The following is a 22,018-nucleotide window of genomic DNA, read 5'->3' as shown; positions in this document are numbered from 1 at the left end:
AGGCCGCCGAGGCCGTCGAACCGGGCGTGCGGGTGGACGACAAGACGGTCGTCCTGTCGCCCGACTCCGTCGCCGGGATGTCGGCCGCCACCGAGGACACCGTCACCTTCAGGACCCCCACCGACCAGGTCCGCGGCCTGCGAGCCGGGCAGATCATCGTCGGCGCGGCCAACGCCCAGGTGCCCGGCGGCGTCCTGCGGACCGTGGCCGGGCTCGACGACAACGGCTCCTCCCTGGTCGTGCGCACCACCGAGGCCACGCTGGAGCAGGCGATCGACGACGGCGAAGCCTCGTTCGCGGGCGTGCTGGAGCGCGACCAGATCCGCTCCGTGCGCTCCCTGCACCCCGGCGTCCGGCTCAACCTCGACGACCGCGGCCGCCGCCCACGGGCGATCAGCGCCGCGGCGGGCTGGGACTTCGGCGTCACCGTGACGCCCAACCCCGAGGACCCGACCCGCACCCTCACCGTCTCCTCCGCGCTGCGCGGCGAGATCTCCCTGGACCCGCACTGGTCGGCGTCGCTGGACTTCTCCCTGTTCAAGGGGGTCACCGCGGACTTCCGGGCCACCGCCGACGTCCGCGCCTCCCTCGACGCGAAGCTCTCGGCCTACTTCAACAAGTCGTTCCTCAACGAGGAACTCGCCAAGGTGGAACTGAACCCGATCACCTTCGCCATCGGCCCCGTGCCCGTCGTGATCACCCCCGAACTGTCGCTCTCCCTCCAACTCGACGGCAAGGGCGGCCTGGAGGTCTCCTTCAGCGGCCACTACCACCAGGTCGTCGGCGGCGCGGTCGGCTACCGAGGCGGCTTCTACGCCGAGAACCTCACCACCCCCGCGGAGACCGGCTTCCACACCGCCTTCTCCCCCTCCGTCTCGGTGACGGTGGCGCTGCCCGCCAAGCTCACCCTCTACCTCTACCTCTACCTCTACGGCGCGGCCGGCCCCAGCGTGACCGCCGCGCCCAGCGTCACCTTCCGCGCCGCCCCCGCCGAGACCCCCTGGGCGACCGTCGACCTCGGCGGGAGCATCAACCTGGGCCTGCGCGTCAAGAAGCTGAAGCTGAACTGGTCCACCACCCTGGCCTCCGTCTCCTACCGGATCTGGGACAGCGGCGGCCCCTACGACAGCCTGTCCGTCGACCCGCCGGTGAGCCTGGTCCAGACCGGCAGCCGCACCCGCCCGATCCGCCCCACCCCGGAGCCCCCGCACCACCCGGATGGTCCAGCACCGGGTGTGGCGGGGGCTCCGGCCCGCGGAGGACGGGGGGATCTGACGGCGTGGCGGCGGGAGTGTGGCGATGACGGCAGGACGCAAGTACTGGCTGGGCGCGGACGAGGGGATGACGTTCACGCCCTCGGGGGAGAACAGCGCGTACACCGAGTACGCGGACACGGTGCCGCGGGCGATGACCGAGCACTCGCGCACCATGGACCCGGGCGTGTTCGAGGTGGTCGGCCGCGGCGTCTACCAGGTCTTCGGGTACGCGCTGTCGGCGCTGACCCTGGTGGTGGGCACCGACGGGCTGATCCTGATCGATCCGCCGGAGGACGTGGAGAAGGGCCGGCGGCAGCTGGAGGAGGTCCGGAAGATCTCCGACCTGCCGATCCGCGCGATCGTCTACTCGCACTGGCACACCGACCACTACGCCGGGGTGAAGGCGTTCGTCACCCAGGAGCAGGTCGACGCGGGCGAGTGCGTGATCATCGCGCACCGCGACTTCATGGCCAACGTGCTGGCCGGGAACGCCTCCGGCACCGGCCCGCTGCTGGCCGCCCGGGTCGAGTACTCGCTCGGCTCGCTGCTGGAGACCGGCCCCGAGGGCCGGGTCAACGGCGGCCTGGGGCCGGACTTCGTGATGCGCACCATCTCGCTGATCGCCCCCACCGTCCTGGTCGACGACCGGCTGGAGCACACGGTGGCCGGGGTGCGGATGGTGCACTCCTGGGCGCCGAGCGAGGCCATCGACGAACTGATCACCTGGTTCCCGGACCTGGGCGTGCTGCAGTCCGCCGAGGTGATCCAGGGCGAGTCCTTCCCCAACCTGCACACCATCCGCGGCTCGCGCTACCGCGACCCGCAGCAGTGGTTCAAGTCCATCGACCGGCACCTGCGCCCGCTGCCCGCCGAGTTCATGATCCCCTCGCACGGGCGGCCGGTGGCCGGCCGGGCCGAGGTCGCCAAGGTGCTGCGCGACTACCGGGACGCCATCTCCTACGTCTACGACCAGACGTTGCGGCAGATGAACCGCGGCCTGCTCCCCGACGACCTGGTCCGCGAGGTGCGGCTGCCCGCCCACCTGGCCGCCAGCGAGTGGCTGGGCGACTTCTACGGGGGCGTCCCGCACTCCGTCCGCGAGATCTACGTCGGCGAGTTCGGCTGGTTCGACTCCGACCCCACCAGCCTGGACCCGCTGCACCCCGCCGAGTCCTCGCGCCGGTACGTCGACCTGATGGGCGGCCGGGAGGCCGTCCTCGCCGAGGCCCGCAAGGCGGCGGACGGCGGGGACCACCAGTGGGCCGCCGAGCTGGCCCGGCACCTGGTGCGGATCGACACCACCGACCGCGAGGCCCGGCAGGTCAAGGCGGACGCCCTGCGGCGGATCGGCTACACCACCCCCAACAGCAACTGGCGCAACTACTACCTCACCGCCGCCCGCGAGTTGGACGGCACCATCGACTACAGCCGCAAACTGAGCCTGGACGCCCCCGACCAGATCGCCGCCCTGCCCGCCACCGCCCTGCTGGAGGGCCTGCGGGTCCGCATCGACCCCGCGCGCAGCGCGAACGCCGAGCGGACGCTCCACCTCCACCTCACCGACAGCGGCCAGGACCTGGCCCTGCACGTGCGTCGCGGCGTCCTCGAAGCCGTCCCCGGCCTGCCCGAACACCCGGACCTCGCCGTCGAGTTGACCAAGCCCGTCGTGCTCGGCATGGTCTACCGCGACCTGTACGGCACCCTCGCCCAGGCCGTCGACGCCGGGCAGGCGAAGATCACCCGCGGCACCCCCGCCGACCTGCGCGAGTTCCTCGGCTGGTTCGACCCCCTCGACCCCGCCCCCATCCGGCTCTCCGACCGCTGACCGCGACCGGCCCCCGCGGGGGCCGGCCCGCGGGGCAGGACGTCTCCGGGCGGGCCGAGGTCAGTGGGCGTGGTCGGCGGTGATGTCGGCGGAGAGGTCGAGGTGGGTACGGGCGGTGTCGGGGCGCAGCGCCATCAGGGTCTGGGCGAGGGCGTCGACGGTGGCGAGGTGGGCGATCCGGCTGGCGGAGGTCTCCAGGCCGAAGACGAGGTCCTGGCCGCCGGCGACGAGGACGTGGTCGCTGGTCTCGCTCAGCGGTGAGCGGGCGTAGCTGGTGAGGGCGACGACGCGGGCGCCGGCCGTGCGGGCGCGGCGGGCGGCGTCGACGGTGCTGCGGGTGGCTCCGGTGTGGCTGATGGCGAGGCAGACGCCGCCGGGGGGCAGCCGGGCGGCGGCGAGTTGGGCGGTGAGGGGGTCGGCGGGGGCGTCGACGGGGCAGCCCAGGGCCCGCAGGCGGTAGGCGGCGTCGAGGGCGACGGCGCCCGAGAGTCCGGCCGCGGCGACGACGGTCTGCGGCGCGGCGTCGAGGGCGGCGGCAGCGGCGGCGAGCGCGGCGGTGTCGAGGGTGGTCGCGATGCCGTCGAGGGCTTCGCGGGAGGCGTGCAGGACCTGGCCGAGCACGTTCGCGACGGGGTCGTCCGTGGTCGGGGGCGGGGGCTTCTCGGCCTGGCGGGCCGCCTCGATCTTGAGCTCCTGGAAGCCGCGGAAGCCGAGCCGTTTACAGGCGCGCACGACGGTGGAGGCCGCGGTGCCGGCGAGCGCGGCGACGTCGCTGACGCTGAGTCGGACCAGGGCGGCGCCCTGGTCGAGGACCACCTGCGCCACCCGGGCCTCGGTCTCGGGCAGTTCGGGCAGCCTGGCCCTGATCCGGGCGGCGAGCCCACCCGTGCCGGAATTCTGTTCCATGTTCGTAGTCTACTGTGGAATTCCATTCCATACCTCCCCTCGGCAGGAGTCGCTCCGCCATGCCCGCACCACTTCCCGGCCCCGCCCTCGCCGCCGTCCTCGCGGCCGCGGTCCTCCACGCGGTCTGGAACGCCATGGCCCACCGGATCCCGGACAAACTCGTCGGGTTCGCGCTCATCAACTGCGCCTACACCGCCGGTGGTGCCGTCCTCGCCTGCTGCGTGCCGCTGCCCTCCGCCCGCGCCTGGCCGTTCCTGGCGGCCTCGGCCGCACTGGAGGCCGCCTCGCACCTGTTCCTCCTGCGGGCGTACCAACTCGGGGACTTCGGCCAGACGTACCCGCTGGCCCGCGGAGTCGCCCCGCTGCTGGTGGCCGTCACCTCGGTCACCGTTCTCGGCGGCACGCTCACCCCGCTCCAGGGCGCGGGCGTCCTGCTGGTGTCCGGCGGACTCGCCGCGCTCACCCTCGCCTCCGGGCGCCTGCGCCGCAGCCACCTGCCCGCCGTGGGCGCCGCGATCGGCACCGGCGTGGTCATCGCCGCCTACACCCTCGTCGACAGCGTGGGCGTGCACCGGACCGACAGCGTGCTGCCCTACGTCGCCTGGCTCTTCCTGTGCCAGGGCCCGGTCCTGCCGCTGATCGCCCTGGCCCGGCGCCGCCGGGCCCTGCTGTCACAACTGCGCCCGGTCCTCGGCACCGGACTGACTGGCGGCGCGCTCTCCATGACCGCGTACGGCCTGGTCATCTGGGCCCAGGCCCACGGCGACGTGGCTGCCGTGGCCGCCCTGCGCGAGACCGGCATCCTCGTCGCCGCCCTCCTGGCCACCCTGTTCCTGCGCGAGCCCTTCGGCCGCGTCCGACTGGCGGCCGGGGCGGTCGTCCTCGCCGGAATCGTGCTCATGCGCTGACCGGCCCGCCCACCGGGACCGCACCCGCCCGGACCGCCGCCCGGACCGCCGCCCGGACCGCCGCCCGGACCGCCGCCCGGACCGCCGCCCGCCCCGGCCGGTGAACCCACCGGAAGCCCGGCGCCCCGGCGGAGAAGGCGCGCCTGACCTGCCGCGGCGCCGTTCTTGGGTCAGCGCGGTGCGCTCACGGGCGCGGCAGGCGCGGGGTGGGGCAGAAGTCCTCGCCGCCCTCGGCGGCGACGGTGGCGCTGCCGGGGGCGATCTCGCTCACGCCCCGCTCCAGCACATGCACCCCGGCACGCACCCGGCACCGAGAACCTCACCGCCCCGGATCGCACTCACCTGCCGGGCCGTCCCAGCAGCCCGGCAGGTGAGCTGAACAGCGAAGGCCCGGACGGGTGCCGACGGCCGTCGACGACTCCGCCTCCGCGCACCCGTAGCGGCACCGAGGGACGGGGGACGCCCGGACCTGCACCGTTCGCCCGGCACGGCGCCCCGGTCACGGCAGCCGCGACCTGCGGTTCCCGTCGTCGGCCGCGGGTCCGGGGTCCTGCGGCATCGGGCGGGTCCGGGTGCCCGCGGTCTGCTCCCGGGCGTGGTCGGGAGTCCTGTCCGGGGTCTCGCGCTGCCGGGCGAAGTCGTCGCGGTACCCGTCGGCCGTCGCCGGGTCGGTGCGGACGTCGTCGTCGCGCTGTCCGACGGGGGCACGGCCGTGGGCGCGGGCGTCCGCCGCCTCGTGGCGGGAGTGCCGCCGTCCGCGCCGGGCGGCCGCGCGGCGGCGGAGGCCGGCCAGCAGGAGGGCGAGGCCGAGTACGGCGGCGGCTCCGACCGCGATGCCCCAGAGGAAGAGCATCCCGGTGGAGCCGGTCATGTGGTGGCCGAACACCGAGAAGGCGCCGTTGAGTTCGTGCGCGCTGCCGGTGTTGCCGAGGATCCCCGCCACTCCGACGGTGGCCGCGGCGACCAGGAGGAGGAGTCCGAGAAGGATGATCATGACGTGCTCCCAACGGGTCTACGTCGTATGCCTACAGTCAACGCCTGCACTACACTGGTGTCTACACCGTATGACTACGAACTTTGCGTCACCGGCGCTCACGCCCGGCACGACCCCGGCACGACGAGGAGGCTCCGACATGGCAGTCACCCCGACCCCGACCCGCGCGTCCGACCGGGACGCCGAAGCGCCCTCCGCGGAGCGGCTCAGTCTGGAGCGCATGCTGGCCTGCGCGCTGGAGATCGTCGACCGCGACGGCGTCGAGAAGCTGTCGATGCGGCGCCTGGCCCGCGCCCTGGGCCACGACCCGATGAGCCTGTACCGCCACGCCCCCAACAAGGCCGCCCTCCTCGACGGCGTCGCCGACACGCTCCTGCGCCGGCTGAGCATCGATCCCGGCGACCCCGACTGGGCCGGCCAGCTGCGCGCCTTCGCCCGCGGCTACCGGCAACTGGCGCTCGACCACCCCAACGCCGTCCCCCTCCTGGTGACCCGCCCCCTGGCCACGCCCCTCGCCCTGCGCCCCGCCGGCACCCTGCGCCCCCTCGAGGACGTCCTGGCCCTCCTGACCGGGGCGGGCTTCACGGGCGCCGCCGCCCTGCACGCATACCGCTCACTGACCGGGCTCCTGCACGGCCACGTCCTGAACGAACTGCAGGAACTCGTCGACAACCCCGACGAGACCGACGACCTGCTCCGCCTGGGCCTGTACCGCCTCCCGCTCCGCGAGTTCCCCCTCCTGCGCGGCCTCGCGGCCGAACTCGCCTCCTACGACGGGGCCGCCGAACTCGAACGCGGCCTCGACATCCTCCTCTCCGGCCTCACCCCCGGAGGACCCTGACCCGCCGCGAGGACCGGCCCCGGCCCGCGCGCCGGCCGCCGGACGCCACGACGGGCGCACCACCGAAAGGAGCAGCACCGACTCCGCACCGCGGAGCACCGCACCACCCGGGGGGAACAGGAACGAAGGTCACCATGATCATCCTCGGAGTCATCCTCCTCGCCATCGGCTTCCTGGCCGGCATCCCGGTCCTGTGGACCATCGGCATCATCCTCGCCGTCGTCGGCCTCGGCCTGGTGGTCGCGGGCGCGCTCGGCCACGAGGTCGCCGGACGCCGCCACTACTGGTGACGCGCGGCACCCCTCCCGCACCCACGGGGTGCCCGGCCCACCGGGGCCGGGCACCCCGTCTCCACTCGAACGCCCCGCCCCCGCGCCGCGCTGACACGCCCGCCGCTCCGGCCTCCTGGAGGAGACCGGAGCGGTTCGGCGGCCCCGGACCGGAACCGGACCGACCCGCCGCGGCCCGCGGCGCGGCTCCCGTCGGCCGTCTACGCCGGCGCGGGCCAGGAGGCGGCCCGGCTCCGGGCGGTGTCCGCCCGCCGGTCGGCCGCGCCGGCGCCGCCGGGAGGTGCGACGGACGACGGCAGGAACCCGGAACCTGGCCCGGGGCGCGCCCCGCCGCCGCCCGCGGCGAGCAGTTCGCTCGCGGTCCGGGTGTTCGCCGGGTCGGCGGCCTCGGCCATCAGCCGGGCGGCGTCGGCGCTGTCCGTCCCCGGCGGGACGACCAGCAGGTCCAGTCGGCGCGGGGCGTACGAGCACACCATGATCATGTGCTCGTCCTGCTCGGTGGTGTACCAGCCCACGTGGACGGTGTGCCCGGTGACCGGGACGCGCCGGGGGACCACGGGCCACTGCGCGGGGTTGACGGTGATCCGGGTGACCCGGCCCCACCGCGCGTCGAGTTCGGCGGCCAGGGAGGGGAGTTCGAGGAGGAGGTCGCGCGAGCGGGGCCACCAGGCTCCGTCCAGGCGGCCGGGCCGGACACCGCCGGGGGCCAGGGAGAGTCGCGGGACGGATTCCAGGGCGGCGGGTGCCGCCGCGGCACGATCGAATGTCGTGGTCATGACTGAGGACCTGTCTCCGGGACCGGCCCGAGGGCTCGGACCCGGCATCGCCGTTCGCCGGAGACGACGCCAGTATCCGGTGCCGGCATGCGAAGTGCCTTCGGTGATGTCCAGCCTACTCTCCGCCCTCCCCCGACCCGCCCTCCTCCTCCCGGCCGGGAGGGGCGTACTGCCGGTGCCGGCCCGGAGTAGGCTGGTCGGCACCGAGGGCACTGCGTGGACCGGCACCGGACACCGGCCCCGTCTCCGGCGAACGACTGATCCCGGATCCGGTGCAGCCGGGCCCGGAGGCGGGTCTCCGACCATGAAGGCGATCCCCGATCGCGCCGCACCCGCCGTTCCCGGCCGCCCCCTGCGGCTCCTGCTCGCCCCCGAACGGCGGAAGCCGGGCCGGCTGGACGGTGCCTGGTGGCCCCGGTCGAACGATCTCCTGCGCGAACTTCCAGCGCTGGCAGCCGCCTTGGACGCGCGGTGGGGGCGGGTCACCCGGATCACCGTGAACCCTGCACAGTGGCCGGTGGTCCCCCGCCGGGTCCCGGTGGCCTGCCACGTCGTCCACGCGGGCTGGTACACCACCGAGCAGGACAAGCACATGGTCATGCTCTGCTCGTACGGTCGGCGGCTGGACCTGCTGGTCGTCCCCCCGCAGACGGACCCGGTCGACGCCGACCGGTTCATGGCGGAGGCGTCCGACCCGCGCAACACCCGGGCCGCGAGCGACGTGCTCGCACGGGAACCGGCCCGCCGGGAGGGGCCACGGCCGCGCCCCGACGGGGCGGCGGCGACCGCGCGCTTCGACGGCACCCGCGGGGCCGGTCGGCGGGCGGTTCCGCGACGGCAGCGCGCCGCCTACTGGACGGCGCAACGGTAGCCGGACGGTGCGTCAGCTCCGCCTCACGGTGAGGGGACCGGGCCGCAACGCCGGGCTCACTCCTCCGCCCCTTCGCCCGGCGCGGCGAGCAGGAGCGCGGTCCGGTCCGCGGTGAGCACGCCGAGGGGGTAGCCGTCCTCGTCGACCACGGGCCAGACGGTCAGGCGCCTGACCCGCATGGCCACGGCGGCGAGGGCCAGCCCCAGGGTCGGCCAGGCGAACGGGCCGCGCTGGTGGGCGGTGGCGCCGACCGCGGCCCGGCCGGACGGGGCGCGGAGTAGCGTGGGGAGTACAGCCGAGGACATCCCGCACACCGGCACCCGCGCCGACGTCGCCCTGGGTCATGAGTGGTCCCGCAACGGACCGGACGGGCGGCCAGCCGTGATGCCGATCCCCCTTCCCATCCCTTCCTCCCCCGGCCCGTGGTCGGTGCCCGGCTCCCCCCTGCTGCCGCGCCTCACCCTGGAGCCGACCCTCTCCCGGGAGGGCGTCTTCGACGGCGCCTGGTGGCCCCGCAGCACCCACCTCCTCGCCGAACTCCCGGACCTGGTGACCGCGTTGGGCGCCCACCTGGGCCGGATCGTCCGGGTCGGCCTGGACACCCCGGCCTGGGACGGCGTGCCGCGGTCCGTCGTGGTCGACGGCGTGATGGTCAGGATCAACCGGTTCGACGGCAGCGACGCCACGATCAGCGTCACCCGGGGCTTCCAGGACCACTTCCTGCTCCTGGTGGTGCCTCCGGACACCCCGCCCGCGACCGCCGCGGCCGCGATGACCGGTGCCTCCGCCACGGGCAACCACACACCGGCGGCCGAACTCCTGCTCGACTGAGGCGAGTTGCCGCCGGGCCGGCGGCACCGGGAGAAGCGGTCGGGCCGCTCAGCGCCACTCGATCAGGAACAGCGTGGCGTCGTCGCTGGTGCGCCCGCCCCGGCGGGCCTTCAGCGCGTGCGAGAGGGCGCGCACCGTGGCCCGCACGCCGGAGCCGGTGCGCTCGATGCGGTCGACCCAGTCGATCAGCTGCTCCTCGCCGAACTGCTCGCCGCCCGCGCCCCGTTCCTCGACCAGGCCGTCGGTGAAGCACAGCACCCGGTCCCCGTGCCGGAGCTCCCGCTCGCTGACCACCGGCTGCTCGCCGCCGAAGCCGACCGGCAGCGTGGTGGCGCTCTCCAGCCGTCCGACGACCGCGCCGTCGCGGATCAGCAGCGGTTTCGGGTGACCGGCGTTGACCCACTGGAGGTGGCCGGTGGCGGTGTCGAGCCGCATCATCTGCGCCGTGACGAAGTGGTCGGGGCCGAACTGCTCGGCGACGGCCCGGTCCATGAAGGCGTAGATCCCGGCGAGTCCGACGCCCGCGCGGCGGGCGTGCCGGTACGCGCCGACGGCCACCGTCGCCATGGTGGCCGCGTCCAGGCCGTGGCCCATCGCGTCCAGGGTGGCGACGTGCAGCACGTCGTCGTCGAGCGCGTAGTCGAAGCTGTCGCCGGCCACCTGGTAGGCGGGCTCCAGGATGCCCGCCACCGCGACCCGGGGCACGGACATCGACAGCGGCGGCAGCAGCGACCACTGGATCTCGGCGGCCACGCTCATCGGCTCCAGCCGCCGGGCCCGGAAGACCAGGTCGGTGTAGCCGCTCCTGGTGATCAGCAGGTCCGCCACCAGGGCCGACAGCCGCCGCAGCGGCAGCCGGTCGCCGTCGCCGACCGCGTCCAGGGTGAAGGCCAGCACCCCCGCCTCGTCCCCGCCGTCCAGCAGCGGCAGGTACACCCGCACCCCGCCGTCCTGCGGCACCTCCACCGCGGTGCCCCGCAGGAACGCCTCACCGGCCGGAGAACCGACGATCGGCAGCGGCGGGCCCCCGGCCAGGCCCTCGCCGGACAGCGGCACCAGCACCGACTGGCCGTAGTCCTGCAGCAGCAGCGCCGGCTCCCGGCCGCCCAGCCCGGCCACCGCCTCGGCGACCAGCGGGGCGATCAGCGCCGGCGCGAGCTCCCGGGCCCGGTCGAGCAGCACCTCCAGCAGGTGCTCCCCGGTCCCCGCGGGGCGCTCCGCTCCTCCGCCGCGCCGCCGTTCGCCGCCGCTCACCGCCATGCCTGCCTCCTGATCCGCCCCGGCCCCCGCGTCCGCCGTCCCTTCCATTACGCCCGAGACCGGCCGGGCCCGCCCCCGGCCACGGCTACCCGGTCGCCAGCTCCGCCCACACGGACTTCCCGGCGTGCCCCGCCACCGCCCCCCATCGCGTGGTGAGCCGGTCGAGGACGACGGTGCCGAAGCCGTGGGGCGCCCCCGGCCCGGTGGGGCGGCGCCGGGGCAGGACGCGGTTGCGGTCGCCGACCGTGACGCGGACGGCGCCGGGACGGCGTTCGAGTTCGAGGTAGCGCGGTCCGCCGCCGTGGTCGCAGGCGTTGGACAGCAACTCGCCGACCACGAGGAGGGTGTCGTCGGCCAGGTGGGGCCGATCGGGCGGCGGCTCCCACAGGTGCCACGCGGCCAGGGCCCGGCGGGTGAAGTCCAGGGCGGGCCCGACCGGTGCCTCGGTGCGGGCGGGGAACGACAGGCGACGGCGCGGCGGTTCCGGGTCCGAATCGTTTCGCATGGGTCGCCCCGCGACGGATCGTGTGGTGCCCCGCGGATACCCGGGCCGCCGTCCACCACACCTCGGGGCAGGACCCGCGACCGCGGCCGCCGGGAGCGGGGCGCTGCCAGGCCCCTGCCCCGGGGAAACCGGACCGGGGAAACCGGAATCCGGGTTCATACTTGTGGTGTGGCGGACGCACCCGGAACGGGCACCGCAACCACTACCAGGTGGTCCGGCACGCCTTCTTCCGCCACCCGCGGAGTCCCGCCACGAGATCGCCGGACTGCTCGCCCTGTTCGGCGACCTCGCCCCCGCGACCGGTACCGACGCTCCCCTTCCGGGTGGCGACCATGAACACCACGAACACCCCTGAGCCGCGGACCCGAACGGAGGCCGCCCCATGCCCGCCCATCCCCGCGCCCCCGGCCACCGCCGCGACCCCGGCCTGCGGATCACCATGACCGACCTGCCCGGAGCCGTGGTGGTGCTCCGCCCCGCCGGAGACCTCGACCACGACCGGGTACCCGAACTGGAACACGCCCTGGCCCGCGCGCTCGCCCGCCGCCCGCGACGCCTGGTAATCGACCTGTCCGCCGTGCGGTTCTGCGACACCGCCACCCTCCACCTGCTGTTCAAGACCCACCGCACCGCCCGCCGCACCCGCGCCGCCCTGCTGCTCGCCCAGCCCTCCGCCCCGGCCCGCAGGCTGCTGGAGATCACCGAGATGGACACCGTCCTGCCCACCCGCCCCACCATCCGCGACGCCCTCGCCGATACCCCCGGGACGGACACCTGAAGGACCCCCACCCGCCGGTCAGCACCGGGCAGGACACCCGGCACCGACCAGCGGCCCCGGCGCGGGCTGTCTGCTCAACCGGATCCGGCACCGCCCCGCGCATGTCCGCCTCCCGCCCCGGCAAACCCCACCCGCCGCCACGCACACCACCGCCAGCGCCAGGTGCATCCGCTGCGACTGCCCGCCCGACATCGCGCTCAGCGGACGACGGACTTCGGGCCCGGTGCCAGTGCACGGGTCCGGGCGGGCGCTCCGTGTCCGCGGCGGCGTCGGTGCGGCACCGGTCGGACGAGGTCCTCTGCTCGAAGTAGTGGCCGACTTCCAGCAGGAGGCCGCCACGCGCTTCGCCCGTGCAGGAGGTTTTGGTGAGCCGGGGCGGAACCGCGTCCTTTGGTAGGCCTCTCCAGCAGGTCGGCGCGGAAACCCTGCACGCACCCGATACGGCGCGGAGGCCCCGCAGGAAGAACCGCACCGGTCCGGTCGCGCTTGTGCGCGGAGGCGCGGCGGGACACCCGGAACCAGCGCACCTGACCTGCCACGTTGCCGTGCCCAGGTCAGACTAGTGCGGTCGCGAGCGTTGCAGGCGCGGGGTGGGGCAGTAGACGGTGCCGCCTTCGAGTGCAACAGTTAGCCCGGGGGCGATCTCGGTGAAGCCGGCGTCGCGGACGACCGGGAGGCGGCCGTCGGTGAGGGCGGGCCAGTCGGTGGTGGGGGCGGTGCGGACGGCCAGCGGGAAGCCGGCGGCGGCCCACTTCTCGCGTTGCGGCCCGTCCAGTTCCCACCAGGCGAGCTGGGCGGCGTGACCGGTCTGGGCCATGGTCTTGCCGGCGCTCATTTCGAGCGCGGGGTTGAGCCAGAGCACCGGGACGCCTTCGGGGGCGGGGCCGGGCGGCTCGGGGTCGTCGAGGTCGGTGCCGGAGACCTGGAGCTTGGCGAGTTCCTTGGGCCAGCCGTCCAGCGGGACCGGCGGGAAGACCCGCACCTCGGCGCCGCCCGGGCCGGTGACGGTGATGCCGGGCAGTTCGCCCGCCTTGCGCCACTCGCCGCCGCGGGCGCGCCGGACCACCTTGCGGATCCGGGCGTCCTCCCAGGCCGCGACCCGCTCGGCCCACTCGCCGTCCGGCTCGGTGACCCGGGGGTCGGCGAGCAGGGTGAGGACGGCGCGCGCCGAGGTCTCCAGCGCGTCGGTGCGGGCGGGCGGGTCGGTGCGCTCCAGCCGGACCACCAGCGGCAGCACGTACTGCGGGCGGGTGTCGCGGTCCTCGGCGTGCCCGCCCACGGCGGGGGCGGGCGCGTCGGCGGGGGCGGGCGCGTCGGCGGGGGCGGGCGCGTCGGCGGGGGCGGGCAGGTCGGCGGAGGGCCGGGCGGCGGGCGGGTCGAAGGGTGAGCTCACCCTCCCAGCATGCCAGTTCAGCGGCGGTAGCCCCGGCCGGGGTCGCGTTCCTCGGCGTCCTCGTAGTCGAGGAACCAGCCCTCGGGGTGGGTGGCGGCGAGGAGTTGGTCGATCCGCTGGCCCGCGTCGAGGTCGCTGTCCTCCTCGTCGGGGCCGTAGACGCCGAACAGTTCGTCGGAGCAGCCGTCCCAGTCGTAGTCGTACAGGTCGGCGGGCAGGTCGCCCATCATGTCGGCGACCGATTCGGGCTGGGCGCCGAGCAGGGTGCGGGCGTCGGCCAGGGCGAGCCGCAGCGCGACGTCCTCGGCGGGGCAGCGGGGCAGCGGCCACTCGCCGATGGCGAGGTCGTCGGCGAGGTCGTCGAAGGCCCGGGCGAAGGTGCGCCGCCAGCCGCGGTGCAGGTTCCAGGTGCGCTGCGGGAGGCGGCCGAAGACCGTCCAGTCGCTCTCGTCGGCGACGGTGACGGGGTCGTCGCCGTGGTCGTCGAGGTCCTCGTAGGCGGCGTCGGCGAGGCTGATCAGCTGGGTGTGGACCAGGCAGGCGGTGCGCGGGGTGAGCGTCCAGTCGCCGGTGTCGCCGTCGTCGTCGAGCGGGAAGAGCTCGGCGAAGTCGGGGGCGAAGTCGTCGGTGACGCTGATCTCCAGGGTGCCGCCGAGGGCCTCGATGCCGGGCAGCGAGGCGACCAGCCGGTCGGGGTGGAGCAGCGCGCCGAGGGCCGCGTTGGGGTCCTCGGCGACTTCGCGCAGCAGTTGGGCGCGCTGGCCCTCCGGGTCGATGCCGGCGAAGTCGAGTTCTTCGACGGCGGCCCGTGCGGCGGCGCGCAAGGCCGGCCAGTCGGTGATCCGCAGGCCCAGTACCACGGTGGCCTCGATCTCCTGCGCGCCGGATTCCTCCGCCGCGTGCGACCCCTGTGGCTGATCGTTTCGCTCGCCCATGCGACAAGGTTGACAAACCCGGTGCCCGGTGTCCATCAGCTCTTCCGATCCGGTGTCCGGCAGCGGTGGCGCGCGGGCGCGGAACGGGGCCGCTCGGCGCGCCGGGGTAGCCGACGGGCCGGGTCGGGCGGGAGGCTGGGAGGCATGAGCGAACTGAACGATTTCGGCGGCGGGCAGGACCCGTCCGGCGGTGTGCTGGTGGTGACCACGAACGACGTTCCGGGCCACCGGGTGGTCCGGGTGATCGGCGAGGTGTTCGGGCTGACGGTGCGGTCGCGGCACATCGGCTCGCAGATCGGCGCGGGGCTGAAGTCCCTGATGGGCGGCGAGCTCAAGGGCCTCACCAAGACGCTGGTGGAGACCCGCAACCAGGCGATGGAGCGCCTGGTCGAGCAGGCTCGGGCCCGGGGCGGCAACGCGGTGCTGATGATGCGCTTCGACGTCACGGAGGCGGCGGACGTCGGCACCGAGGTCTGCGCGTACGGCACGGCCGCGGTGATCGAGCCGCTGGACTGAGACCGGGGAGCGCGTGCCCGGACGGCCCCGGAGCGGTGCGCTCCGGGGCCGCGGTCCGTGCTCCGCGGCTACAGCATGACCAGCAGCCGGGTGCCGGGCAGCAGCTTCCGGTTGACCGAGGTCGACTGGACGAACACGGTGTACGCCGGGTTGTCGCCGGGCTTCACGGTGGCCTCCGCGGCGGGCAGGCCGAGCAGGCCGCGGGCGGCCGGACCGGAGAACACCCGGCCGGTCAGCTCGCCGGTGACCGGGTCCTTCTCGGCGACGGCGATCTGCTTGGCGGCCTGGATCTTCTCCCGCTTGGACAGCTCGTAGAAGGAGCAGCCCGTCCGGTACGGGTGCCCGGCGCCGGTGACGAACTCGCGCAGCGCCGCCTGCCGGTCGACCGGGACGAGGGCGTACGTGTCGGCCGCCAGCGCGTCGAGGCTGGCCTTCACCTCGTCGGCGCTGAGGTCCTTGCCCATGGTGAACAGCTGCTTGGTGCCGCGCACGCCCTTCTCGCGGCCGCGCAGGAAGCTGGTGGCGGCGGTCTTGACGGTGTCGATGGCCTCCTCGACGCCGCCGGTGGAGTCGGCGTCCCAGATCGCGATGTTGCCGGCCGGGAAGCCGTACTCCTGGGCGGTGCGCTTGGCCAGCGAGTTGGGGACCAGGATCGCCGACGTCCAGTGCTCGGGGAGCTCGGCCAGCGCGCCGCGGATGCGGTCCATCCAGCCGCGCAGCACGGCCTTGCCCTCGGCCGGCTTCATCCGGGCGTGCATCCGGCCGTGCTCGGAGCAGCCGGAGGCGTTCTCCTCGCCGTCGGTGACGACGACCTGGAGGAAGGAGTGCTCGCCGTAGCCCTCCCAGACGTGCTTCAGGTCGTCGATGGACTTCACCGCCGCCTCGATCAGCGCCGTCGCGCCGTTGTCGACCGCGTAGAGGCCCTTGAGCGAGGGGAGGTGCTTGACGTCCATGTCCCACACCAGGTTGTGCACCTCGTGGTCGAAGGCGTAGAGGCTGATCCGGGTCTCGTGGCCGAGGCGGTCGGACTCCTCCTGGAGGCCCTTCACGAATTCGTCCACCACGCGGATCAGCTGCGCCTCGTGGCGCTGCATCGAACCGGATTTGTCGACCACCAGCGAGACGTGGTTGACCTTGTGCGCGATGCGGTTCGCGGAAGCGTTCGCGGACATGCTCGACCCCTTTTCCAACGCCTTTCCCGACGCCTTTTCCGGCGCCCCCTCCAGCGTTGTTCCCACACTACGGCGGGCCACTGACAATTCCGCCGGGCCCGACGTGCCGTCAATTCCGCCGGGTACCGGGCCGCTTCGGGGAACCGCCCGGCGGCGGGCCGCGCGCTATCCGGAGAATTCGGGCGAGGCGGGGTCGAACGTCAGCGTGTTCCCGCAGTTGTTGGTGAAGGTCTCGGAGTCCGCCGCGCCCGGGGCGAGCGGCTCCCCCGGGGCGAACCGGGTCAAGTCCGCGCCGTCGCAGTCGGCTTCCCGCCCGGTGCCGTCCGGACGGAAGAGTCCGCACCGGACCGGCATCCGGCCCTCGGCCCACAGTTCGTCCGACCGGCCCACCGTCGTCCCCCGTTCCGGGTCGCCGGGCCGACCGTCGGGCCGGTCGCCGGGCCGACCGTCGGGCCGGTCGCCGTGCCGGCCGCCGGGCCGGCCGTCCGCGAACCCGGTGCCGCGTCAGGCGGCCTTCGCCCGTCGCGACGCTAGCGGGCGGCGGGGGCCGGCGGGCGGGCGTCGCCGGACGGTTGCCCCTCGTTCGGGGAGCCGTCACCGCGGCGGGGGCCGGTGGCCGGGGAGAGCGCGGCGGCGGCGAGGACGAGCAGCAGGACGGGGACCATCGCGGCGCGCAGGCCGAGGCGTTCGCCGAGCAGGCCGAGCACGGGCGGTCCGGCGAGCAGGGCGACGTAGCCGATCCGGGAGGTCAGCGCGATCCGGCCGGTGGTGTCGGGGCCGGACTCGCCGGCCGCGGAGAGCGCCAGCGGGAAGCCGAGCGCGGTGCCCAGGCCCCAGAGCAGGACGGCGCAGCCCGCGGCGGCGGGGGCGTCGGAGAAGGAGACCAGGGCGATGCCGGCCGCGGCGAGCAGGGCGCCGCCGCCGAGCACCGCGGGGCGGCCGAAGCGGGCGACCACGGGGCCGCCGGCGAACCGGCCGACCGCCATGGTGGCGGCGAAGCCCGCGTAGACGGCGGAGCCCAGGCCGGCCGGCATGTCGTGGCCGTCGACCATCAGCAGCGGCAGCCAGTCGGTGGCGGCGCCCTCGGCGAGCGTCATGGCGAACAGCACGCCGCCGATCAGCAGCAGCTTCGGGTCGAGGTACAGCCGCCGTTCGCGCGCGCCGTCCTCCTCCGCCTCCCCGGGCAGCGCGCGTCCCAGTCCGGGGCGCAGGCCGGGCAGGGCCAGCGCGAACAGCGCGGTGGCCAGGAGCAGCACCGCCGCCAGGTGCCAGGGCACCGGCAGGCCGGCGGCGGCCCCGGCGACGCCGAGGACGGCGCCGATCACGGTGCCGAGGCTGTAGCAGCCGTGCAGGGCGGGCAGCACCGGGCGGCCGTACTCGCGTTCCACGACGGAGCCGTCGACGTTGCTGGCGACTTCCGAGAGGCCCACGCCGGAGCCGATCAGGAACAGGCCGAAGGTGACCAGCGGGGCGGAGGCGACGGCCGCGCCGAGGGCGGTCACGGCGACGCTGGCCAGCACCAGGGACATGCCGGTGACGACGACGGGGCGGGTGGCGAATCGGGCGACCAGGGCGCCGGCCACCAGGATGCCGAGCATCGAGCCGGCCGCCATGCCGAAGAGCACCAGGCCCATCTCGGCGGTGGAGGCGTCGAGCCGGTCCCGGACGTCGGGGGTGCGGGTCACCCAGGTGGCGAGCGAGAGTCCGGGGATCGCGAAGCAGAGTTGCAGGGCCAGGCGGTGGCGGCGGACCGCCGGGGGCGGGGGTGGCATGGGGGGCGCGGCTCTCCGTGGCAGAACGGTCCGGGGTCCCACGTACCCTAACCACCTGCCGCCGGGCCTCGGCGGCCACTCCCGGACGATCACGTTCCGCATCCGCCCGGACACGTGGCGATCACGGCGGCGGGCGGGGCGGGACGACGGTACGAAATACCGATTGACACTGCTCAGGGGGCCGGTGGACGCTCGCCTGGCACCGTCCCGCCCCGATCCCAGGAGCCTGCTGTGAGCACCGCCCCGCACCCGCCCGTCCGCCGTCCCGCCAGGGTCGCGTACGCCACCTGCCGCGGGGTCGAGGACGTGGAGCGGCTGCCGGTGCTGGCGGCCCTCGCCCGGCTCGGGGTGCACGCGGAGGCGGTGTTCTGGAACGACCCGGCGGTGGACTGGGCGGGCTACGACCTGGTCCTGGTGCGCAGCGTCTGGGACTACATCCTGCACCACCGGGAGTTCCTGGCCTGGACCCGCCGGGTCTCCGCGCTGACCCGGCTGGCCAACTCGGCCCGGGTGCTGGAGCGCAACACCGACAAGACCTACCTGCGCGAACTGGCCGCCGCCGGGCTGCCGGTCGTGCCGACGCTCTGGGTCGCCCCGGACGATCCGCTGGACGCGGTCGCGGCGGTCGACTGGCCGGAGCTGGTGGTCAAGCCGACGGTCTCCTCCGGCGCGCGGGACACCGTCCGCACCACCGACCGGGCCGCGGCGCTGGCCCAGGTCGCCGCGCTGACGGCGGCCGGGCGGACGGCCATGGTGCAGCCGTACCTGGCGATGGTGGAGGACGAGGGCGAGACCTCGCTGCTGTACCTGGGCGGGGAGTTCAGCCACGCGGTGCGCCGCGGCCCGATGCTGGGCGGCGGCTTCGCGGACGCGGCCCGCGAGCCGGACGCCGACCAACTGGCGCTCGCCGAACGGGTGCTGGCCGCGGCGGCGGAGCCCGGCGAGCTGCTGTACGCCCGGGTCGACCTGGTCCGGCTGCCGGACGGCGCGCCCGCGCTGATCGAGCTGGAGCTGACCGAGCCCCGGCTGTTCCTCGACCTGTGCCCGGGCGGCCCGGAGCGGCTGGCCGCCGCGGCCGTGGCGCTGCTGCCGGGGAACAGCCGACCGCGCCCCGGTGTTTCACCAGTGTGACCGTTGAACGTGCAAGTACCGCGGCGGGCGCCGACCCCGCCGGCGCCGTCCGCGAGGTGGACGCGCTGGTGATCGGCGCGGGCCAGGCCGGCCTGTCCGCCGCCTACCACCTGCGCCGCCGCGGCTTCGCCCCGCACACCGGCTTCGTGGTGCTGGACGCGGACGACGCCCCCGGCGGCGCCTGGGCGCACCGCTCCCCCTCGCTCACCATGGCGACCGTGCACGGCTTCCACGACCTGCCGGACTTCGAGCTCCCCGCCACCGACCCGGCCGTCCAGGCCCGGATCGCCGTCCCCGGCTACTTCGCCGCGTACGAGGCCCGGCACGCGCTGCCGGTGCTGCGGCCGGTCAGGGTGCTCGCCGTGCGCGAACGCCCGGACGGGCGGGCCGACGGCGGGCCGGACGGGCGGCTGCTGGTGGAGACCGACGCCGGCCGCTGGGCCACCCGCGCCCTGCTGAACGCCACCGGCACCTGGACCCGGCCCTTCCTCCCCCGCTACCCCGGCCGCTTCGCCGGGCGGCAGCTGCACTACGCCGACTACCGCGGCCCGGCCGGGTTCGCCGGTCAGCGCGTCGTCGTGGTCGGTGGCGGCGCCTCGGCCGTCCAGGTGCTCTCCGAGGTCGGCGCGGTCGCCGAGACGGTGTGGGTGACCCGCACCCCGCCGGTGGTCCACCAGGGGCCGTTCACCGAGGAGTTCGGCCGCGAGGTGGTCGCCCGGGTCGACGAGCGGGTCCGGGCCGGACTGCCGGTGCGCAGCGTCGTCTCGGTGACGGGCCTGGGCCCGAGCGTGGCCTACCGCCGCGCCGAGGAGCTGGGCGTGCTGCACCGCCGACCGATGTTCGACCGGCTCACCGAGCACGGAATCGCCTGGGGCGAGCAGGAGTTGGCCGTCGACGCGATCATCTGGGCGACCGGCTTCCGGGCCGAGCTCACCCACCTCGCCCCGCTCGGCCTGCGCACCGCGGGCGGCGGCATCCGGATGGACGGCACCGAGGTCGCCGACGACCCCCGCATTCACCTGCTCGGCTACGGCCCCTCCGCCTCCACCGTCGGCGCCAACCGCGCGGGCCGCGCGGCCGTCAACGAGGTGGTCCGCCTGCTGGGGGCACCGGCGCAGCCCGCCGCGGTCTGACCTTCAGTCCACCCCGGCCGCCGCCGCGAACCGGGCCGCCAACGCGGCCACCGCCGCCCGCAGTTCGGGCCCGTCCAGGACCTTGAACGGGAACGGGACGGCCGCCAGCCACTCCCCCGCGTACATCGCCGGGTTGCGGGTGCTGCCCTCCAACAGGCAGTGCTCGCCCGCCGGTTCGAGCCGCCCCATGGTCGGGCCGACCCACGGGACGACCTGCTCGAACGGCGCCTCGAACAGCACCCGGGTGCGGAACGCCCAGCCGGTGCCGAGGTGTTGCTCCAGCACGGCGACCGGGTCCAGCCCCTCCGGCGGGTCGAACGGCACGCCGGAGCGCTCGGCGGCCCGGACCCGGTCGATCCGGTAGGTGCGGACGGCGCCGGCCCGGTGCGAGTGGCAGAGCAGGTACCAGCGGCCCCGGCGCACCACCACCGCCCACGGGTCGACCTCCGCCCGCCACTCGCTCCCGCCGCCGCTGCGGTAGTCCAGCACCGCCCGCCGCCGGGCCGCGATCGCCTCGACCAGCGCGCTGACCACCACCGGGTCCGGGTGCGCCGGGTACGGGTCGGGCGCCGCCGCCGCGTGCGCCCGCAGCGCGGCCGCCTGCCGCCCGATCGCCTCGGGCAGCGCCCGGACCACCTTCCCCAGCGCCGCCCCCACCGGGTCCGCCGGGTCGGTGGCCGCCGGCCGCCCGTCCAGCACCGCCATCACCAGCCCGAGCGCCTCCTCCTGGGTGAACGAGACCGGCGCCAACCGCGCCCCCCGCCCCAGCCGGTACCCCCCGTACGGCCCCCGCTCCGACTCCACCGGCACCCCGGCCTCCCGCAGGATCGCCACGTACCGCCGCGCCGCCCGGTCGCTCACCCCGAGCCGCGCCGCCAACTGCTCCGACGTCGTCCCGGGCCGCTCCCGCAGCACCTCCAGCGCCCGCAACGCCCGAGCGGTGGGGCTGATCTCCGTGTTCGCCACACCCGACACCCTAGAGAAACGAGCCAGGGGCTCGGGGAACGGCGAGGCCCAGTCTGCTGACGGTGCACTGCCGGAGCGCGCATCGGCTTCCGGTTCTGTCACAGACACACAGCAGCACGAACCTCCGATGGGCTCCGGCCACCAGCAGCACGGACTCGCCGTTCCCCGAGCCCCTGGCGGGGCTCTTCCTGCATTTAGGAAGCTGATCGTCCGGAACCCTTCCTAGCATGGTCAGTGACCTGCTCGAACGTTGAACGGAGGGGACTCCCATGGACGTCCTGTTGATCAGCGGCCTCTGGCTGAACGGCACCACCGCCTGGAACGCGGTCGTGCCCGCCCTCGTCGAACGCGGCCACCGCCCGGTGCCGCTGACCCTGCCCGGTCAGGGGGACGGCCGTTCCGACGCCACCCTCGCGGAGCAGCTCGCGGTGGTGCTCGCCGCCGTCGACGCGGCGGCGGGGAAGCCGCTGCTGGTGGCGCACTCGGCGGCCTGTTCGCTGGGGTGGATGGCGGTGGACGCCCGGCCGGGCGAGGTCGCGGGACTGGTGCTGGTGGACGGCTTCCCGCACGGGGACGGGCACCCGTACGCGGACCTGTTCCCGGTGGTCGACGGCGTGGTGCCGTTCCCCGGCTGGGAGCCCTTCGCGGGGCCGACCAGCGCGGACTTGGACGCGGAGCTGCGGGCCCGGTTCGAGGCGGAGGCCGTCCCCGTCCCGGCGGGGGTCGCGCTGGCGCCGGTCCGGCTGGCGGACGAGCGGCGCTACGGCGTGCCGGTGACGATGTTGTGCGCCGAGGCCCCGCCGGAGCAGGTGCGGGGGTGGGTCGCGCAGGGCGCGGCGCCGGAGGTGTCCCGGATGGAGCGGGTCGAGTACGTCGACCTGGACTCCGGCCACTGGCCGATGTTCACCCGCCCCGCCGAACTGGCCGCCCTGATCGACGCGGTGGCCGAACGGGCCTGA

23 protein-coding genes are annotated in these 22,018 nt (G+C 75.2%); 11 read left to right on the top strand and 12 right to left on the bottom strand.

The annotated features are described in order from the left end of the window. Positions 1–1,299 precede the first annotated feature (1,299 nt). Positions 1,300–3,081, top strand: a complete 1,782-nt coding sequence (locus ABD345_RS06695; RefSeq protein ID WP_344550868.1) for an alkyl/aryl-sulfatase — start codon at positions 1,300–1,302, stop codon at positions 3,079–3,081. Positions 3,082–3,141: 60 nt separating this feature from the next. On the opposite strand, the gene ABD345_RS06690 is transcribed toward ABD345_RS06695, so the two are convergent. Beyond that, complete coding sequence (locus ABD345_RS06690; protein WP_344550867.1) at positions 3,142–3,987, bottom strand: MurR/RpiR family transcriptional regulator; 846 nt, start codon at positions 3,985–3,987, stop codon at positions 3,142–3,144. Positions 3,988–4,046: 59 nt separating this feature from the next. Here ABD345_RS06690 and ABD345_RS06685 point away from each other — a divergent pair, with 59 nt between their 5' ends. Continuing rightward, entirely contained in the window at positions 4,047–4,895 is an 849-nt protein-coding gene (locus ABD345_RS06685) for an EamA family transporter (RefSeq protein WP_344550866.1), read from the top strand. A 499-nt stretch (positions 4,896–5,394) separates the two neighbouring features. On the opposite strand, the gene ABD345_RS06680 is transcribed toward ABD345_RS06685, so the two are convergent. Next, a complete protein-coding gene (locus ABD345_RS06680) occupies positions 5,395–5,889 on the bottom strand; it encodes a hypothetical protein (protein ID WP_344550865.1) in 495 nt (164 codons plus the stop codon). Positions 5,890–6,028: 139 nt separating this feature from the next. Between ABD345_RS06680 and ABD345_RS06675 the strand changes: the two genes are divergently transcribed. Next, positions 6,029–6,730 carry a TetR/AcrR family transcriptional regulator C-terminal domain-containing protein gene (locus tag ABD345_RS06675; RefSeq protein ID WP_344550864.1) on the top strand — a complete coding sequence of 234 codons (702 nt, stop codon included), beginning with the start codon at positions 6,029–6,031 and terminating at the stop codon, positions 6,728–6,730. A gap of 134 nt (positions 6,731–6,864) precedes the next feature. Continuing rightward, a complete protein-coding gene (locus ABD345_RS06670) occupies positions 6,865–7,020 on the top strand; it encodes a DUF6131 family protein (protein WP_198545077.1) in 156 nt (51 codons plus the stop codon). A 200-nt stretch (positions 7,021–7,220) separates the two neighbouring features. Here ABD345_RS06670 and ABD345_RS06665 read toward each other — a convergent pair whose 3' ends face one another. After that, positions 7,221–7,796 (bottom strand): DUF5994 family protein, encoded by a 576-nt coding sequence (locus ABD345_RS06665; RefSeq protein ID WP_344550862.1) that lies wholly within the window; start codon positions 7,794–7,796, stop codon positions 7,221–7,223. Between ABD345_RS06665 and ABD345_RS06660 the strand changes: the two genes are divergently transcribed. Beyond that, a complete protein-coding gene (locus ABD345_RS06660; RefSeq protein ID WP_344550861.1) occupies positions 7,795–8,667 on the top strand; it encodes a DUF5994 family protein in 873 nt (290 codons plus the stop codon). The two genes, ABD345_RS06665 and ABD345_RS06660, sit on opposite strands and share 2 nt — an antisense overlap. Before the next feature lie 56 nt (positions 8,668–8,723). Here ABD345_RS06660 and ABD345_RS06655 read toward each other — a convergent pair whose 3' ends face one another. Further along, positions 8,724–8,972 (bottom strand): hypothetical protein, encoded by a 249-nt coding sequence (locus ABD345_RS06655; RefSeq protein ID WP_344550860.1) that lies wholly within the window; start codon positions 8,970–8,972, stop codon positions 8,724–8,726. A 124-nt stretch (positions 8,973–9,096) separates the two neighbouring features. Here ABD345_RS06655 and ABD345_RS06650 point away from each other — a divergent pair, with 124 nt between their 5' ends. Beyond that, positions 9,097–9,498, top strand: coding sequence for a DUF5994 family protein (locus ABD345_RS06650; protein ID WP_344550859.1), 402 nt, complete (start codon positions 9,097–9,099; stop codon positions 9,496–9,498). A gap of 48 nt (positions 9,499–9,546) precedes the next feature. On the opposite strand, the gene ABD345_RS06645 is transcribed toward ABD345_RS06650, so the two are convergent. Both ABD345_RS06645 and ABD345_RS06640 read right to left on the bottom strand, forming a co-directional pair. Next, positions 9,547–10,758 carry a PP2C family protein-serine/threonine phosphatase gene (locus ABD345_RS06645; RefSeq protein WP_344550858.1) on the bottom strand — a complete coding sequence of 404 codons (1,212 nt, stop codon included), beginning with the start codon at positions 10,756–10,758 and terminating at the stop codon, positions 9,547–9,549. Positions 10,759–10,843: 85 nt separating this feature from the next. Further along, positions 10,844–11,263, bottom strand: coding sequence for an ATP-binding protein (locus tag ABD345_RS06640; RefSeq protein ID WP_344550857.1), 420 nt, complete (start codon positions 11,261–11,263; stop codon positions 10,844–10,846). Between the two features lie 382 nt (positions 11,264–11,645). On the opposite strand from ABD345_RS06640, the gene ABD345_RS06635 reads away from it, so the two are divergent. Continuing rightward, positions 11,646–12,041 carry an STAS domain-containing protein gene (locus ABD345_RS06635; RefSeq protein WP_344550856.1) on the top strand — a complete coding sequence of 132 codons (396 nt, stop codon included), beginning with the start codon at positions 11,646–11,648 and terminating at the stop codon, positions 12,039–12,041. Between the two features lie 559 nt (positions 12,042–12,600). On the opposite strand, the gene ABD345_RS06630 is transcribed toward ABD345_RS06635, so the two are convergent. Next, the gene (locus ABD345_RS06630; protein ID WP_380276537.1) at positions 12,601–13,389 is read right to left on the bottom strand and encodes a peptidyl-tRNA hydrolase; all 789 of its coding nucleotides are present in this window, start codon (positions 13,387–13,389) and stop codon (positions 12,601–12,603) included. A gap of 62 nt (positions 13,390–13,451) precedes the next feature. Continuing rightward, positions 13,452–14,369, bottom strand: coding sequence for a hypothetical protein (locus ABD345_RS06625; protein ID WP_344550855.1), 918 nt, complete (start codon positions 14,367–14,369; stop codon positions 13,452–13,454). A 144-nt stretch (positions 14,370–14,513) separates the two neighbouring features. On the opposite strand from ABD345_RS06625, the gene ABD345_RS06620 reads away from it, so the two are divergent. Continuing rightward, positions 14,514–14,885, top strand: coding sequence for a YbjQ family protein (locus tag ABD345_RS06620; protein ID WP_344550854.1), 372 nt, complete (start codon positions 14,514–14,516; stop codon positions 14,883–14,885). A 68-nt stretch (positions 14,886–14,953) separates the two neighbouring features. On the opposite strand, the gene ABD345_RS06615 is transcribed toward ABD345_RS06620, so the two are convergent. The 3 genes from ABD345_RS06615 to ABD345_RS06605 all read right to left on the bottom strand — a co-directional run bounded on the left by ABD345_RS06615 (position 14,954) and on the right by ABD345_RS06605 (position 17,829). Then, positions 14,954–16,057, bottom strand: coding sequence for a vWA domain-containing protein (locus ABD345_RS06615; RefSeq protein WP_344550852.1), 1,104 nt, complete (start codon positions 16,055–16,057; stop codon positions 14,954–14,956). Between the two features lie 165 nt (positions 16,058–16,222). After that, positions 16,223–16,447 (bottom strand): hypothetical protein, encoded by a 225-nt coding sequence (locus ABD345_RS06610; RefSeq protein ID WP_344550851.1) that lies wholly within the window; start codon positions 16,445–16,447, stop codon positions 16,223–16,225. A gap of 140 nt (positions 16,448–16,587) precedes the next feature. After that, on the bottom strand, positions 16,588–17,829 hold the full coding sequence (locus tag ABD345_RS06605) for an MFS transporter (RefSeq protein ID WP_344550850.1): 1,242 nt from the start codon (positions 17,827–17,829) through the stop codon (positions 16,588–16,590). 231 nt (positions 17,830–18,060) lie between these two features. On the opposite strand from ABD345_RS06605, the gene ABD345_RS06600 reads away from it, so the two are divergent. After that, positions 18,061–18,960: an ATP-grasp domain-containing protein gene (locus tag ABD345_RS06600; protein ID WP_344550849.1), complete on the top strand. Its 900-nt coding sequence runs from the start codon at positions 18,061–18,063 to the stop codon at positions 18,958–18,960. After that, on the top strand, positions 18,957–20,093 hold the full coding sequence (locus ABD345_RS06595) for an NAD(P)-binding domain-containing protein (RefSeq protein ID WP_344550848.1): 1,137 nt from the start codon (positions 18,957–18,959) through the stop codon (positions 20,091–20,093). Before ABD345_RS06600 ends, ABD345_RS06595 begins: the two co-directional genes overlap by 4 nt. 3 nt (positions 20,094–20,096) lie before the next feature. Here the strand turns inward: ABD345_RS06595 and ABD345_RS06590 are convergent, their stop codons facing one another. Further along, positions 20,097–21,059 (bottom strand): helix-turn-helix transcriptional regulator, encoded by a 963-nt coding sequence (locus ABD345_RS06590; protein WP_344550847.1) that lies wholly within the window; start codon positions 21,057–21,059, stop codon positions 20,097–20,099. A 269-nt stretch (positions 21,060–21,328) separates the two neighbouring features. Between ABD345_RS06590 and ABD345_RS06585 the strand changes: the two genes are divergently transcribed. Then, positions 21,329–22,018: an alpha/beta fold hydrolase gene (locus ABD345_RS06585; protein WP_344550846.1), complete on the top strand. Its 690-nt coding sequence runs from the start codon at positions 21,329–21,331 to the stop codon at positions 22,016–22,018.

Source organism: Kitasatospora saccharophila, assembly GCF_039529925.1.
In the GTDB taxonomy this organism is placed as follows: Bacteria; Actinomycetota; Actinomycetes; order Streptomycetales; family Streptomycetaceae; genus Kitasatospora; species Kitasatospora saccharophila.
This window is presented reverse-complemented; position numbering and strand designations above follow the sequence as displayed.